The 14,361-nt window shown below is 65.2% G+C and carries 13 protein-coding genes; 4 read left to right on the forward strand and 9 right to left on the reverse strand.

Annotated features, from left to right (window positions below):
• Positions 1-83 precede the first annotated feature (83 nt).
• A complete protein-coding gene (locus HWY30_RS21715; RefSeq protein ID WP_176078927.1) occupies positions 84-1,400 on the forward strand; it encodes an IS701 family transposase in 1,317 nt (438 codons plus the stop codon).
• Between the two features lie 391 nt (positions 1,401-1,791).
• Positions 1,792-2,181 (forward strand): DUF6232 family protein, encoded by a 390-nt coding sequence (locus HWY30_RS21720; RefSeq protein ID WP_090809387.1) that lies wholly within the window; start codon positions 1,792-1,794, stop codon positions 2,179-2,181.
• A 113-nt stretch (positions 2,182-2,294) separates the two neighbouring features.
• Here HWY30_RS21720 and HWY30_RS21725 read toward each other — a convergent pair whose 3' ends face one another.
• Entirely contained in the window at positions 2,295-4,748 is a 2,454-nt protein-coding gene (locus tag HWY30_RS21725; RefSeq protein WP_090810458.1) for a glycogen/starch/alpha-glucan phosphorylase, read from the reverse strand.
• A 782-nt stretch (positions 4,749-5,530) separates the two neighbouring features.
• On the opposite strand from HWY30_RS21725, the gene HWY30_RS21730 reads away from it, so the two are divergent.
• Positions 5,531-6,901 (forward strand): MFS transporter, encoded by a 1,371-nt coding sequence (locus HWY30_RS21730; protein ID WP_176078930.1) that lies wholly within the window; start codon positions 5,531-5,533, stop codon positions 6,899-6,901.
• A 141-nt stretch (positions 6,902-7,042) separates the two neighbouring features.
• On the opposite strand, the gene ltaE is transcribed toward HWY30_RS21730, so the two are convergent.
• The 3 genes from ltaE to HWY30_RS21745 form a co-directional block, all read right to left on the reverse strand.
• Entirely contained in the window at positions 7,043-8,050 is a 1,008-nt protein-coding gene (gene ltaE, locus HWY30_RS21735) for a low-specificity L-threonine aldolase (protein ID WP_090809383.1), read from the reverse strand.
• Positions 8,051-8,237: 187 nt separating this feature from the next.
• Positions 8,238-9,041 (reverse strand): peptidoglycan DD-metalloendopeptidase family protein, encoded by an 804-nt coding sequence (locus tag HWY30_RS21740; RefSeq protein WP_090810456.1) that lies wholly within the window; start codon positions 9,039-9,041, stop codon positions 8,238-8,240.
• Positions 9,042-9,190: 149 nt separating this feature from the next.
• Positions 9,191-9,502 (reverse strand): cupin domain-containing protein, encoded by a 312-nt coding sequence (locus HWY30_RS21745; RefSeq protein ID WP_090809381.1) that lies wholly within the window; start codon positions 9,500-9,502, stop codon positions 9,191-9,193.
• Positions 9,503-9,730: 228 nt separating this feature from the next.
• Here HWY30_RS21745 and HWY30_RS21750 point away from each other — a divergent pair, with 228 nt between their 5' ends.
• Entirely contained in the window at positions 9,731-10,051 is a 321-nt protein-coding gene (locus HWY30_RS21750) for a hypothetical protein (RefSeq protein WP_090809379.1), read from the forward strand.
• Positions 10,052-10,204: 153 nt separating this feature from the next.
• Here the strand turns inward: HWY30_RS21750 and HWY30_RS21755 are convergent, their stop codons facing one another.
• The 5 genes from HWY30_RS21755 to HWY30_RS21775 form a co-directional block, all read right to left on the reverse strand.
• On the reverse strand, positions 10,205-10,540 hold the full coding sequence (locus HWY30_RS21755) for a DUF4148 domain-containing protein (protein WP_090809377.1): 336 nt from the start codon (positions 10,538-10,540) through the stop codon (positions 10,205-10,207).
• 276 nt (positions 10,541-10,816) lie between these two features.
• Positions 10,817-12,226, reverse strand: coding sequence for an NADP-dependent phosphogluconate dehydrogenase (gene gndA / locus HWY30_RS21760; protein WP_090809375.1), 1,410 nt, complete (start codon positions 12,224-12,226; stop codon positions 10,817-10,819).
• A gap of 268 nt (positions 12,227-12,494) precedes the next feature.
• Positions 12,495-13,103 carry a DUF938 domain-containing protein gene (locus HWY30_RS21765; RefSeq protein ID WP_090809373.1) on the reverse strand — a complete coding sequence of 203 codons (609 nt, stop codon included), beginning with the start codon at positions 13,101-13,103 and terminating at the stop codon, positions 12,495-12,497.
• Between the two features lie 56 nt (positions 13,104-13,159).
• The gene (locus HWY30_RS21770) at positions 13,160-14,029 is read right to left on the reverse strand and encodes an NAD-dependent protein deacetylase (RefSeq protein ID WP_090809371.1); all 870 of its coding nucleotides are present in this window, start codon (positions 14,027-14,029) and stop codon (positions 13,160-13,162) included.
• 41 nt (positions 14,030-14,070) lie between these two features.
• Positions 14,071-14,346: an oxidoreductase-like domain-containing protein gene (locus HWY30_RS21775; RefSeq protein WP_090809369.1), complete on the reverse strand. Its 276-nt coding sequence runs from the start codon at positions 14,344-14,346 to the stop codon at positions 14,071-14,073.
• Positions 14,347-14,361 lie beyond the last annotated feature (15 nt).

Raw genomic sequence — 14,361 nt, forward strand, 5'->3', positions numbered from 1 at the left:
CTAATCTTACTGTGTCACAAAAATTGATTTGCAGCAAGGTAATACCTGGTAGTATTAAATAATACAGACTTCGGGCGATCGCGATGAGAGAAGATGTCGACGAATTTGACGCGTATCTGGATCATCTGGGGCAGGCGTTAGGGCACGCCGATCGCCATGCCGGCCTCAAGGGTTACTGTTCGGGCCTGGTGTTGCCGCTGTCACGCAAGAGCGTCGAGCCGATGGCCGCGCATATTGACCCAGTTCACGCGAGTGCGAAACACCAGTCACTCCATCACTTTGTGGCCAAGGCAGAATGGTGTGGCCGGGCGGTCCTGGAGCGGGTACGCGAATGGGTGATGCCCGCGTTAGGCCTGCACGCTGCTCAAGAGGCTGGCTATTACTGGATTATTGACGACACGGGCTTCCCGAAGAAGGGCAAGCATTCGGTCGGCGTAGCTCGGCAATACTGTGGGCAACTGGGCAAACAGGATAACTGTCAGATCGCCGTGAGCCTGTCGATCGCGACACAACGCGGCAGCCTGCCGATTGCCTGGCAGTTGTATGTCCCCCAGGAATGGATTGACGACCGGGAACGTGCCCGTCGTGCGGGCATTCCCGACGATCTGGCTTTCGAGACCAAGCCACAGATTGCGCTGGCCCAGCTTCGCGAGGCTATAGCATCCGGCGTTGCGCCGGGCATCGTGCTGGCCGATGCCGGGTACGGCGACGAAACCGCTTTCCGGGATGGCGTAACGAAACTGGGTTTGTTGTACGCGGTAGGGATCCGGCCGGGCACCTCGGTGTGGGCACCAGGTACGGCGCCGCTTCCGCCCAGGCCCTGGCGCGGGCGCGGCAAGCCACCGACATTGTTGCGCCGTGCGCCCGGCCACGAGCCGATCGCCATGAAGGAACTGGCCATGCAATTACCCGTGGACGCCTGGCAATCCGTAACCTGGCGCGAAGGCAGCAACGCAGCACTTTCCTCGCGCTTTGCCGCCGTGCGGGTTCGTCCCGCACATCGCGACTATTGGCGAAGTACCGTTCGCGACGAAGAATGGCTGCTCATTGAATGGCCTGAGGGCGATACGGAGCCGCTCAAATACTTTCTCACTACCGCCCCTGAGGAGGCGACACTTGAGCAGCTTGTGTTCGTGACCAAGATGCGCTGGCGCATCGAACGCGACTATCAGGACCTGAAACAGGAGTTCGGGCTTGGTCATTACGAAGGGCGTGGCTGGCGTGGCTTTCACCACCACGCCACACTGAGTATCGCTGCGTATGGGTTTCTGATGGCTCAGCGACTCCGAATGCAATCAGATGGACGCGATAAAAAAAACTTCCTTGAACGCGCGCTGCCTGCCCTTCCCCCGGATTACATCCCCCGGGGCAGTCCAGCGCGCTCAACGCCACGTTCCTGATTCCATTACTACGTTACGCATCCTGCTTGGACTAAGGCTCATGCAACGATGGCTCTCCTCCTGTACGACAATAGGGCGCGCAATTAGTTATGTGACACAGTAGTACTAAGCGTTTTCGATGAATCGCCGGTTCGCGACTCGCTGTTCAATTTTGCAATCAGCGCCTACCACTGAGCGCCAGAATCTAACGGATGTGCCACAAAGGCTGCCGCAACCACTCTTTGACTCGCGCCGCCATATTTTAGTCAGAAAATCCCTCAACTGTTTTTTTAGTCATTGGATTCGCTCCCCCTTGCAACACGGGCCTGAGAGGGGATAGAAAAGTCCGTAACTTTAGGAATTTGAAGGAAGTCTGCTACGCTGCGCGCTTCACCACCCTCGCATTGAAACAATGGAAAGCCCTTTCAACGATCGCGGCGTGTCGGTCACGCGCAACGCCCTCTCATCCGCAGGTCAGGTCTTCCCGCTGCGCGATATCGTCGACGTGCGGGTCGTGACCGTGCAGAAGAACAAGGTCGTGCCGCTCGTGATCTCGGTGGCCGGGCTGATCGGCGCAATCGTCGGGGGCGTGCTGCACTCGGCGTCGGGACTCGTATGCGGGGTGATGCTGATCGTGGTCGGTTGGCTTACCTGGGTGACCCAGGACATCACGCATCGGCTGATGGTCAAGACGGCCGACGGCGAGCGCGAAGCGCTGATGAGTACGGATCGCGAGTTCGTCGAACGCGTCGGCGAGGCAGTGCATCGGGCGAAGGCCGCGGCTGCCGCGCCGAAGGCTTGACGCGGGGCGACGATCGAACATGACGAAGCCGTGCGCGACGGATCAGCACCAGCCTCGCACGGCTTTCGATCTGCTTGCCCGCAAGCAACGACTACGTTGCCGTCATCTCGCGCTCAGTCGAGACTGAGCGGACTCACGCGCCAGATATTGCGCGCATACTCGCCGATCGTTCGATCCGACGAGAACTGCCCCATCCCCGCGACGTTCTCGATCGCGCTTTCGGCCCACGCGTGCTTGTCGACGAAACGCGCATCCACTTCGTTCTGCGCCTTCGCGAACGCGTCGAAATCGGCGAGCACCATATAGTGATCGCCCCAGTCGACCAGCGTGTGAAAGATATCCGAGAAGCGCAGCGGATCGTCCGGCGAAAAGTAGCCCGTGCGAATCTGATCGAGCGCGGTGCGCAGTGTTTCGTTTTCCTCGTAAATCCGCCGCGGCCGATAGCCGCTTGCGCGCAGGTCGTCCACCTCGTCGGCGGAGTGACCGAAGATGAAGATGTTCTCGCGCCCCACCGCGTCGCAGATCTCGATGTTCGCGCCGTCCATCGTGCCGATCGTCAATGCGCCATTGAGCGCGAGCTTCATGTTGCCGGTGCCCGACGCCTCGGTGCCGGCCATCGAGATCTGCTCCGACAGATCGGCCGCCGGAATGATCAGCTCGGCCACGCTGACCCCGTAGTTCGGCACGAACACGACCTTCAGCCTGTCGCCGATCAGCGGATCATGATTGACCTTCTCGCTGACGTCGCCGATCAGCTTGATGATCGTCTTGGCCATCCGGTACGCGGACGCGGCTTTGCCCGCGAACAGCACGACGCGCGGCACCCAGTCGCGCTCCGGATTCGCGCGAATCTCGTTGTAGCGTACGATCACGTGCAGCAAGTTCAGCAACTGGCGCTTGTATTCGTGAATGCGCTTGACCTGCAGATCGAACAGCGCGTCCGGATCGAAGTGCAGCTTCGTGTGATGCGCGAGCCGGTGCACGAGCCGCAGCTTGCTCTGTCGTTTGGCCTCGCGGAACGCTTCGACGAACTCGTCGTCCTTGCGCAGATTACGCAGCTGCTCGAGCTCGAACAGATTGCTGCGCCAGTGTGTGCCGATGCGCGCGTCGATCAGCGACGACAGCGACGGACTCGCCTGCGCGAGCCAGCGGCGCGGCGTGATGCCGTTGGTCACGTTGGTGAAGCGGTCCGGATAGATGCGCGCGAAGTCGGCGAAGATGTCGCGCGTCATCAGCTGCGAATGCAGCTTCGACACGCCGTTCACCTTGTGACTCGCGACGATCGCCAGATACGCCATGCGCACGCGCCGCTGCCCATATTCATCGACGAGCGAAATGCGGCGGATCATCTCGGCGTCGTGGCCCGAGTGCTCGCTGACGTGCTTCAGAAACTGTGCGTTGATTTCGAAGATGATCTCGAGATGCCGCGGCAGCAGGCGTGACAACATTTCGACATCCCATGTTTCGAGCGCCTCGGGCATCAGCGTGTGATTCGTGTACGAGAAGATCTGCGTCAAGTGTTTCCACGCCTTGTCCCACGGCACATGATGCTCGTCGACGAGCAGGCGCATCAGCTCGGGAATCGCGAGCACCGGGTGCGTGTCGTTCAGATGCACCGCGACCTTCTCCGAGAAGCGTCCGAACGTGCTGTGCGTGCGCTGATAGCGGCGGATCAGATCCTGCATCGTCGCCGACACGAAGAAGTACTCCTGGCGCAGCCGCAACTCGCGGCCCGCCGGCGTCGAATCGTCCGGATAGAGCAGCCGCGACACGTTCTCCGACATGTTCTTGGTGTCGACCGCGTTGCGGTAGTCGCCACGATTGAATGCGCCGAGGTCGAGTTCCTCGGTCGCGCGCGCGGACCATAGGCGCAGCGTGTTGGTTGCGTCGGTCGCGTAGCCGGGGATCACGGTGTCGTAGGCGGTCGCGTTCACATGCTCGGTGTCGATCCATTCGGTCTTGTCGCCGCGCTGCACGGTGCGGCCGCCGAAGTGCACCATGTACTTGATTTCGGGTCGCGGAAATTCCCATGGGTTGCCGGCGCGCAGCCAATAGTCGGGCGCCTCGACCTGCTCGCCGTTGACGATTTCCTGACGGAACATGCCGTACTGGTAACGGATGCCGTAGCCGAAGCCCGGAATGCCGAGCGTCGCCATCGAGTCGAGAAAGCACGCCGCGAGCCGGCCGAGGCCGCCGTTGCCAAGCGCTGCGTCGGGTTCGAGATCGATCAGCGCGTCCATGTCGACGCCGAGGCTCGCGAGCGCCTCCTTCATCTGATCGTGAATGCCGAGCGCGAGTAGCGCGTTGGTAAAGGTCCTGCCGATCAGAAACTCCATCGACAGGTAGTAGACCCGCTTCACGTCCTGCTCGTATTGCAGGCGCGTGGTCTTCATCCAGCGCGCGACGAGCCGGTCGCGCACGGCCAGCGCGGCCGCGTGCAGCCAGTCGTGCGGGTGAGCGGTGACGGCGTCCTTGCCGACGCCGTACATCATGCGATTCGAAATTGAGCGCCGTAGCGCGTCGACGGTACTGTTGAGCTGGTCGAATTCCAGATCGACGGCTGTCATCGAAGCCTCCGGGAAGGTCGACATCGCAAACGCGAACCGCACGGGAGACGGACGGGAGGCGCGTGCCTGTCGGAGCGGTTTAAAAAAATAGAGTAGGACATTTTAGGGATCGCGCACACTGGCACGCGAGCGGACGGTAATGCATACGGCGTGCCCAGCGAGCTCGCCCGCTGCCGCGCGACCGAGCCGCGGCGGGCGCCCGGACGCGGTGCAAAGCTGCGTGGCAGCGGCACTCTGGGTGGGCATCGGCGCGCGTGAGTCGGGTGACGAAAGCGGGTTGGGGAAGGCAAACGCCCGAAGCATCTGCGAGCCGCACATCGATTATTTTTCCGATGCGTGACGAGCGGATGAAGCCCCGAATAGCCTGATTTTGTGATCGAATCGGGCGGCCCGTTCTGCCGGGCGGTTCTGTCGTGTGTGTGTTGGATTTGACGGGGGGCGCGCGCCGATTTGGAGATGGCGGGCGGGATTGGCGGTTAGTTGCGTTTCATTGAGATCGATCAAAGCGCCTCATCTTCTAGCCGCCTCCCGGTTCCTGCCCGCCTCCCTGCACGATCGTGCCGTCTCTGCAACAATCGCGACGTTGCGCCGCACAAGCCGCCACGTCGATCCCCCGTGGACCGACAGCGCGCGCCTGACCCTCGACGAAACCGCCGCCCGAGCGCGTCGCCTCTCCGGAAGCGACCGACACCGGCATGCCCAACCCCGCGAGCCACGCCTTGTCCGATAAGCTCAGCCCCGCCGTCGGCGTCCCCACGCCGACTCTCCCCGCCGACGGCCCGATGTCGGCCGCCAACCGCCGGGCGATGGCCGCGATCATGCTCGCCGTCGCGCTCGCCACGCTCGATACCGCGATCGCCAACACCGCGCTGCCCGCGATCGCCGGCGACCTGCACGCGGCGCCGGCCGCCTCGGTCTGGATCATCAACGCATATCAGCTCGCGATGGTCGCGACGCTGCTGCCGCTCGCCGCGCTCGGCGATATCGTCGGACATCGGCGCATCTATATCGGCGGCATCGCGCTGTTCACGCTGAGCTCGCTCGGCTGCGCGATGGCGCCGACGCTGCCGCTGCTCGCCGCCGCGCGCATCGTGCAGGGCTTGGGCGCCAGCGCGATCATGAGCGTCAACACCGCGCTGATCCGCTATCTGTACCCGCCGCATCGGCTCGGTCGCGGGCTTGGCACCAATGCGCTGATCGTCGGCGTGTCGTTCGCGGTCGGGCCGACGGTGGCGTCGCTGATTCTGTCGGTCGCGACCTGGCCGTGGCTGTTCGCGGTCAACGTGCCGCTCGGTGTACTCGCGCTGAGCTTCGCGATGCCGGCGCTGCCGCATACCGCGCAGAGCCGGCACCCGCTCGATCCGGTGGCGGCGCTGCTCAACGTGGTCACGTTCGCCGCGCTGATCTTCGCGCTCGGCGAGGCGGCGCAACGCGCGTCGCTGCAGATCGTGCTCAGCGCCGCGGCGCTCGCCGGCGTGTTCGGGCTGCTGCTGATCCGCCGCGAGGCCGGCCACCCCGCGCCCATGCTGCCTGTCGATCTGTTCAAGCGGCCGGTGTTCGCGCTGTCGGCGGTGACGGCCGTGTGCTCGTTCGCCGCGCAGGGCCTAGCGTTCGTGTCGCTGCCGTTCTATTTCGAGGACGTGCTGCTGCGCAGCCAGGTCGAAACCGGCTTCCTGATGACGCCGTGGCCCGTCGTGGTCGCGCTCGCCGCGCCGCTCGCGGGCGGCCTGTCGGACCGCTACCCGCCGGGGCTGCTCGGCGCGATCGGGCTAGCGGTGCTGTCGGCGGGGATGGCCTCGCTGGCGATGCTGCCCGCCCATCCGCACGTGCTCGACATCGGCATCCGTATGGCGATCTGCGGCGCGGGTTTCGGCTTTTTCCAGTCGCCGAACCTGAAGGCGCTGATGGCGAGCGCGCCGCCGGAGCGTAGCGGCGGCGCGAGCGGCATCGTGGCGACCGCGCGGCTGCTCGGACAGGCGACCGGCGCGGCGCTGGTCGCGCTGTGCTTCGGCATTGCCGGCCGCCAGCATGGGCCGACGCTCGCGCTCGGCCTCGGCGCGTTCTTCGCCGGCGCGGCGAGCCTGGCGAGCGGCTTGCGGCTGCTCGCGCCGTCGCATCGCGCGGGCGTGCAGACGAAGGCAGCGGTCAGGTGAGATATGCGCCGGACGGCGCGTGAGGCGGGGATGAAGCCTGAATGAAGCGCGCCTCGAACGAGCGCGCACGAGTTGGAGCCAGTGCGGGAAGACGAGGCGGCAACCACGCGAGCCGCCTCGCTTCCGAGCAACGCGGCGCGATCAACGTGCCGCGAAATACCCCTTCACCGCGGCAATGAACGTGTCGATATCGTCGCGCGACACATCCATGTGCGTGACGAAGCGCGACGCGTACAGCATCTGCGTGAGGATGCCGCGCTCCTTGAGCCACGCCTCGAGCGGCGCGCAATGCTGCTGCGGAAACTGCGCGAACACCATGTTCGTCGCGACCGACTGCACCTTCACCTGCTCGATCGTCTCCAGCCCCGCCGCCAGATGCGCGGCGTTTGCGTGGTCGTCGGCGAGCCGCTCGACGTTGTGATCGAGCGCGTACAGGCACGCCGCCGCGAGCACGCCAGCCTGGCGCATGCCGCCGCCGAGCACCTTGCGCCAGCGATGCGCGACGTCGATCAGCGCGCGGCTGCCGACCAGCACCGAGCCGACCGGCGCGCCCAGTCCCTTCGAAAAACAGATCGACACCGAATCGAACGGCTCGGCCAGCGCCGCGACCGGCTTGCCCGCCGCGACCGCCGCGTTGAACACGCGCGCGCCGTCGAGGTGGGTCGCGAGGCCGCGCTCGCGCGCGAGCCGCGTCGCATCGGCGACGTACTGCGCCGGCAACACCTTGCCGCCGATCGTGTTTTCCAACGCGAGCAACCGCGTGCGCGCGAAGTGATCGTCGATCGGCTTGATTGCGGCGGCGATCTTGTCGAGCGGGATCGAGCCGTCGGCGGCGTTTTCGAGCGGTTGGGGCTGGATGCTGCCGAGCACGGCCGCGCCGCCGCCCTCGTATTTGTAGGTGTGCGCGAGCTGGCCGACGATGTATTCGTCGCCGCGCGCGCAGTGCGCCATCAACGCGGCGAGGTTGCTTTGTGTGCCGCTCGGGAAGAACAGCCCCGCTTCCTTGCCGGTGCGCTCGGCCAGCGTGGCCTGCAGACGCAGGACGGTGGGGTCGTCGCCCCAGACGTCGTCGCCGACTTCGGCCGCCGACATCGCCGCGAGCATCGGCGGAGTCGGACGGGTAACGGTATCGCTGCGCAAATCGATCATTGTGTGTCCCTGTGCGTCCATGAATGACAGCCTACGGCAACCGGCCGCCCGTTCATTCCCGGAAGGAACGCGCGCGCCGGCAAACGAGCCATACAGTGTATTCAATTCAGACGACGCTGAAAATCGATGCATCCCCGAGAAGCGCGCCGATCCGGCTGCGATGAGCCAACAGTCGCGACGGGGACGCTCAGCCGCCAGGCTTCGGCAACCACTGGAGCGGATCGACCGGCTGGCCGTTCTCGCGCACTTCGAACTGGATCGACGCGACGCCGTGGCTATCGACACCGACCTCGCCGATCGTCTGCCCTTGCGCCACCGCATCGCCTTCCTTGACGAGTAGCTGGCTGTTCTGGCCGTACGCGGTGATCAGCGAATCGTTGTGCTTGATGATGATGAGCGGGCCGTAGGCTTCGATGCCGGTGCCCGCGTACACCACGCGGCCGGTCGCCGCGGCCTTGACCGGATCACCGGGTTGGCCGCCGATCACGATGCCGTTGGATTTGCCCGGCGCGAACGCGCGCAGGATCGGTCCGCGCAATGGCCATTGCAGCACGCCCTGCTGTGGCACGGCGGCAGGGGCCGGCGCACCGGGTACGGCGCCCGGCGGCACGTTCGCCGTCGCGCCCGGCGCGGCTGGCGCGCCCGGCGCCACCGCGACCGGCGGCGTGACCACGCTGCCCGAGGCCATCGGCGGCGAAACGCGCAGCACCTGGCCGGGCGCGACCGCCGCGTTGACCGGCAAGCCGTTCCAGGCCGCGATTTCCTGCGGCCTTCGTCCATAGGCCGAAGCGATGCCGGACAGCGTATCGCCCGGATTGACGCGATAGTAGCCGGCGGGCACCGGGACGGTCGCGAGGCTGGTCGTGCTCGACGGCGCGTTGCTGTAGAACGGCGTGCTTTCCCACGGCATCGTCGTGCAGCCGGCGATCGCCACACCGAGCGCCGCCGCCATCAGCAGGCGGATCGCCGTCGGTTGCCATTGTCGTGTCATCTGATTTTCCTCGACCTGTGTCTCAATCCAATTCAATCGACGCCGTAGCAATTGCCGTGCCGTCACGCTTGCACACGGTCGCGGTTGTCCGTTGCCGCCTGGATATTGTGCGCGACCGCCACACGCGCGCCGGCAAACTGCCGTGTTCTTCAGACGCTGCCCTGCTTTTCGACGACGAGCACGCGTGCCGCGCCCAGCGGATGCGCGACATGCTCGGTGCCGACCGACGCATGGAACACGTCGCCGGTTTCGAGCACTGTCGTGCGTTCGACGCCGTCTTCGCGATAGCGCATTTCGACGCGGCCGTCGAGCACGGCGAATACCTCCTCGCCGTCGTTCACGTGCCACTTGTACGGCTGGTCGGTCCAATGCAGACGCGTGGTGATGCCGTTCATGTTCGCGATGTCGAGCGCGCCCCAGGCACGCGACGCGGTGAAGCTTCTGCTGCGGATGATCTTCATGGTCGATGAGCAATTGGCAAGCGCAAACCCGGCGGGCGGCGCCGTGCGCCCACGGCGTCGGCGCTCGCGCGGCTGGCCCTATTATAGGTCGCGTGGCCCGCGCGTCTGGGCGAGCAAGCCGCCACGGTCGTTCCGTCCGATCATTGCAGGCGATCGACCATCGCCTATACTCAGTCAAGCCGCGCGGAGCAGCTCACGACAACGTTGGGATTCTGGGAGGAATCGAGCATGAACAAAGCCACCTTTCTGGCCGTGCAACTCAACGTCGACGATGTGGCGGCGTCTGCCGGCCTCGTCGAACTGCTGAACACGCATCTGATCTTCGCCGCCGAAGTTGCCGAGGCCGCCGACGCGCTCGTGCAACTGGCGAGCATCGCGAGACTGTCGAGCGGGGTCGAAGCGAGCGTCGAGCTGCCGGCGGTGGCGCTCGAACGGCTGCGCGAGGCGCTCGACAACCTGAGCGACTACGACGAATCGTGGCTGCTCGCGCTGGAGCCGAGCCGCGCGCTGTTCGATGACATCGGCCGGCGGCAGCGAACGCTGCATTGACGGGAACGTCGCAGCACGGCGCCGTAAACGACAAAACGCCATCCGATCGAACTGGATGGCGTTTTTTCTTGCCCGCCGCGTTCGCGCTATTCCACGAAGCGGCGTCTACAGCGCACTACAACTACCCACTATATCTGCGGACTTCTACTGCGATTAGTTGCCGAAGTACACCGAGTCACGGTTGGCCTTCGCCGGAATGACAGCGTGGCCGGCTTGCGATGTGCCGGCGGCCGGAGCGCCGTAGCCGCTGGTGTCTGCGGGGTTGGCCGCGATGGCCGTGCCGCGTTGCGCATCGACGCGTGCTTGCGCTGCCTGGATGTCGGCCGGGTAGTTCACGTCGCTGGCGCTCGGGTTGTAGCCGGCCTTTTCGAGTTGAATCAGTTCAGCGCGAACCTGAGCACGGGTCACCGGCTGACTCGCTTGAGCGAACGACGCGACCGGAACAACGAGGGCGGCGGCGATAGCAACAGCGGAAATCAGGGTCTTCATGATTAACCTCCAAAGGACTTGTTGTGTGGTGCGCTTCGGGTTTCTGCTTATCCCTCAGCGATTGAAAACAAGTCTAGAGGTGTCTCGACCTAGGGTAAACCCTTAAACCAGTGAAACTCTATTGCTGCCGTCGCAATAATCATTTGGGCATTCTTTAAGTCCGCTTTTAACCCGCAAGACATTTGGTAATAATGCGGCGTTTCCTTGCCGATCCAAACGGAGCAACGGCCCGGCGCGCCCTGTCACCATGGCGCGCCGGGCCGTTTTTTCAACCGCTCAGCTCCACTGCGCGTGGAAGCTGCCCGGCTTGTCGATGCGTTCGAACGTATGCGCGCCGAAGAAGTCGCGCTGCGCTTGCACGAGGTTCGCGGGCAGACGCTCCGAGCGGTAGGCGTCGAAATACGCGATCGCCGACGCGAATGCCGGCACCGGCACACCCGCGTTGACCGCGGCCACCACGACTTCGCGCAGCGCCGCCTGGTAGTTCTTCGCGATGTCGCGGAAGTACGGGTCGAGCAGCAGGTTCGCGAGCGCCTTGTCCTTCGAATAGGCGTCGGTGATCTTCTGCAGGAAGCGCGCGCGGATGATGCAGCCCGCGCGGAAAATCTTCGCGATCGTCCCGTAGTCGAGATCCCAGTTGTACTCTTCCGACGCGGCGCGCAACTGCGCGAAGCCCTGCGCGTACGAGATCACCTTGCTGAAGTACAACGCGCGGCGCACCGATTCGATGAACGCGTCCTTCGCGCCTTCGAGCGGTCTCGCCTGCGGACCTTCCAGCACCTTGCTCGCGGCCACGCGCTGCGTCTTCAGCGACGACAGCACCCGCGCGAACACCGCCTCGGTGATCAGCGGCAACGGCGCGCCGAGGTCGAGCGCGTTCTGGCTGGTCCACTTGCCGGTGCCCTTCTGCGCGGCACGGTCGAGAATCACGTCGACGAGGTCCTTGCCGGTTTCGTCGTCCTTCTTGCCGAAGATCTTCGACGTGATTTCGATCAGATAGCTGTCGAGCTCGCCCTGGTTCCACTCGGTGTAGACCTTGCCGAGTTCCTCGTTCGACAATCCGACGACCTGCTTCAACACCGCGTAGCTTTCGGCGATCAGCTGCATGTCGCCGTACTCGATGCCGTTGTGCACCATCTTCACGAAGTGGCCCGCGCCGTCCGGTCCCATGTACGCGACGCAGGGCTCGCCGTCCGGCGCCTTCGCGGCGATCTCGGTGAGGATCGGCGCGACGAGGTCGTACGCGTCGCGCGGGCCGCCCGGCATGATCGACGGGCCTTTCAGCGCGCCTTCCTCGCCGCCCGAGACGCCGGTGCCGATGAAATGCAGACCCGCCTTCGCGAGTTCCTGGTTGCGGCGGATCGTGTCGGTGAAAGGCGTGTTGCCGCCGTCGATCAGGATGTCGCCTTTTTCGAGCAGCGGCTTGAGCGAGGCAATGGTCGCGTCGGTCGGCTCGCCGGCCTTGACCATCATCAGAATGCGGCGCGGCTTTTCGAGCGAGTCGACGAACTCTTCCAGCGTGAAAGCCGGCACCAGTTTGCGGTCCGGAAATTCGGCGATGAGTTCGTCGGTTTTCGCGCGGCTACGGTTGTAGACCGACACCGCGTGGCTGCGGCTCTCGATGTTGAGCGCCAGATTGCGGCCCATGACCGCCAGCCCCACCACGCCGATTGCCTGTTTGCCCATTTGAATTCTCCAGAGTCCAAAAAAATGTCGTGGCGCCGCGCCATGAGAACGGCGGGCGCGGCGTCGAGGGTGAAAGGATAAAAGAAATGCGCGCTTGCCGCTTGGGAGGGGGCAAGCACGCCAGTTGCTCGTGCTCCTGTCGTGCTCATGTTTGCGCGTGACGACAGGTATTGTGCGCGCGTCGGCGTTTGCGCGGCGGGTTCGGTTTGGGATCGGACCGAGGTTTGGCGCAAGGCGTGGACGAATGCGCGGCCCGTCGGTGCACCCGCTACCCTGCCCGCTTCGTGAATACCAGGCTGAAGTTGTTCGCGGGCATCGCGACCACCCGTTCGCAGGTGAGCCCCGCCGTGTCGCCGAGCGCGACGACCGCTTCCATATCGCGCACGCCCCATTCGGGATCGCGGCTCTTCAACCATTGATCGAACGCTTCGTTGCTCGGCGCCGTGTGCGCGCCGCCGCGCCGGTAAGGACCGTATAGATAGAGCACGCCGCCGTCGACGAGGCGCCGCCCCGCGCCGTCGAAAAGTGCCTGCGCCGCGCTCCACAGCGAAATGTGGATCATGTTGATGCAGACGACGGCGTCGAGCGCATCGACGCCCCAGTCCGGCTGATGCACGTCGAGCGCGAGCGGCGCGCGCACGTTCGCGAGCCCCGCGTGCGCGGTCCACGCGGCAATCGACTCGCGCGCCTGCGCATCGGCATCGCTCGGCTGCCAGTCGAGACCGGGCAGCGCGCCGGCGAAGCAGATCGCGTGCTCACCGGTGCCGCTCGCGATTTCGAGCACGCGGCCGCTCGCCGGCAGCGCCTCGCGCAGCACGGCGAGGATCGGTTCGCGATTGCGTTCGGCGGATGGCGAATGTTGCCGGGAGTCAGTCATGGTCGGCTCTGGGTGTTCCTCAGGTTTTGACGGTGATCCACGGGATCTATTCATTCTCAATCGCCAGCCAGCAGACCGGCGAGCGTGCTCAAGGTATCGCCGCACGGCGCGACCACCTTCAGCGACAGCAGCGGATCGGCGCGCGTGCGGCCGAGGTTGATCGCCGCGATCGGCTTGCCCTGGCGCTGCGCCCACACGCAGAAGCGGTAGCCGGAATACACCATCAGCGACGAGCCGGCCACGAGCACGGCGTCGGCCGCATCGAGCGCATGCGACGCCGCTTCGACGCGCGCCTTCGGCACGTTCTCGCCGAAGAACACCACCGACGGCTTCAGCAACCCGCCGCAGTTCGCGCATGCCGGCACGCGAAAACCGCCGAGATCGTGCCACTCGAGATGCGCGTCGCCATCGGCGGCGGCTTCGGCCGTGACGTCGAGCAGAGCGGGGTTGTCGGCTTCGAGCGTCTGCTGGATCGCCGCGCGCGAGTGCTGCATGCCGCAGTCGAGACAACTGACGCCGTCGATGCCGCCATGCAGCTCGATCACGTCGCGGCTGCCCGCGCGCTGATGCAAGCCGTCGACGTTCTGCGTGACCAGCGTCGGCACGTGACCGGCCGCTTCGAGCCGCGCGAGCGCGACATGCGCGGCATTCGGCTGCGCGCGCGCGACGAGCGGCCAGCCGACCATGCTGCGCGCCCAGTAGCGCTGACGCATCGCCGGCGTGCCAAGGAACTCCTGCAGCGTGATCGGCGGCGAGCGGTTCCATGCGCCGTTGTCGTCCCGGTAGCCGGGGATGCCGGAGTCAGTGCTGATGCCCGCGCCGGTCAGCACGAACAGGCGCGGATGACGCTGCACGAAGCGGTGCAGATCGTCGAGCGTGTGCGGATCGGTGAGAGATTCGGTCGGCGTGAGCTGAAGGTCGGTCATAACGGGGACGGTGGACGATCGTGCGCGAATTCGTGCGCGAATCAGCGGCGAGGGCTCGGTTTGCCGCGCGTGGGTGTCGAGCGACGCGCGTCGGCTTGCGGTTTCGACTTCGCGCCCTGCGTGTCCGGTCGCCGCGCTGGCCGCGCCTTCTGCGCCTGCCGCTTGTGCCACGCAGCTAGCGCGAGCTCGTAGCGCTCCAGCGCTTCATCGTAGAGATCGAACACACACTGCGTGCAGCCGCTATGACAGCAGTCGTCGAGATCGGGCCGCACGGGCGGCTGTGGCGGCGGGTCGTCGCTGGGTGTGGCGCGGGGCACGGCGGCTTGCTTTGC

This window comes from Paraburkholderia tuberum STM678, from assembly GCF_902833905.1.
Classification (GTDB): Bacteria; Pseudomonadota; Gammaproteobacteria; order Burkholderiales; family Burkholderiaceae; genus Paraburkholderia; species Paraburkholderia tuberum.

Coding starts and splice junctions, on each gene's coding strand:
- gndA (WP_090809375.1), bottom strand. CDS start 12,226: ATGGGCAAACAGGCAATCGGCGTGGTGGGGCTGGCGGTCATGGGCCGC.
- HWY30_RS21750 (WP_090809379.1), top strand. CDS start 9,731: ATGAACAAAGCCACCTTTCTGGCCGTGCAACTCAACGTCGACGATGTG.
- HWY30_RS21715 (WP_176078927.1), top strand. CDS start 84: ATGAGAGAAGATGTCGACGAATTTGACGCGTATCTGGATCATCTGGGG.
- HWY30_RS21770 (WP_090809371.1), bottom strand. CDS start 14,029: ATGACCGACCTTCAGCTCACGCCGACCGAATCTCTCACCGATCCGCAC.
- HWY30_RS21765 (WP_090809373.1), bottom strand. CDS start 13,103: ATGACTGACTCCCGGCAACATTCGCCATCCGCCGAACGCAATCGCGAA.
- HWY30_RS21745 (WP_090809381.1), bottom strand. CDS start 9,502: ATGAAGATCATCCGCAGCAGAAGCTTCACCGCGTCGCGTGCCTGGGGC.
- HWY30_RS21740 (WP_090810456.1), bottom strand. CDS start 9,041: ATGACACGACAATGGCAACCGACGGCGATCCGCCTGCTGATGGCGGCG.
- HWY30_RS21730 (WP_176078930.1), top strand. CDS start 5,531: ATGTCGGCCGCCAACCGCCGGGCGATGGCCGCGATCATGCTCGCCGTC.
- HWY30_RS21725 (WP_090810458.1), bottom strand. CDS start 4,748: ATGACAGCCGTCGATCTGGAATTCGACCAGCTCAACAGTACCGTCGAC.
- HWY30_RS21755 (WP_090809377.1), bottom strand. CDS start 10,540: ATGAAGACCCTGATTTCCGCTGTTGCTATCGCCGCCGCCCTCGTTGTT.
- ltaE (WP_090809383.1), bottom strand. CDS start 8,050: ATGATCGATTTGCGCAGCGATACCGTTACCCGTCCGACTCCGCCGATG.
- HWY30_RS21720 (WP_090809387.1), top strand. CDS start 1,792: ATGGAAAGCCCTTTCAACGATCGCGGCGTGTCGGTCACGCGCAACGCC.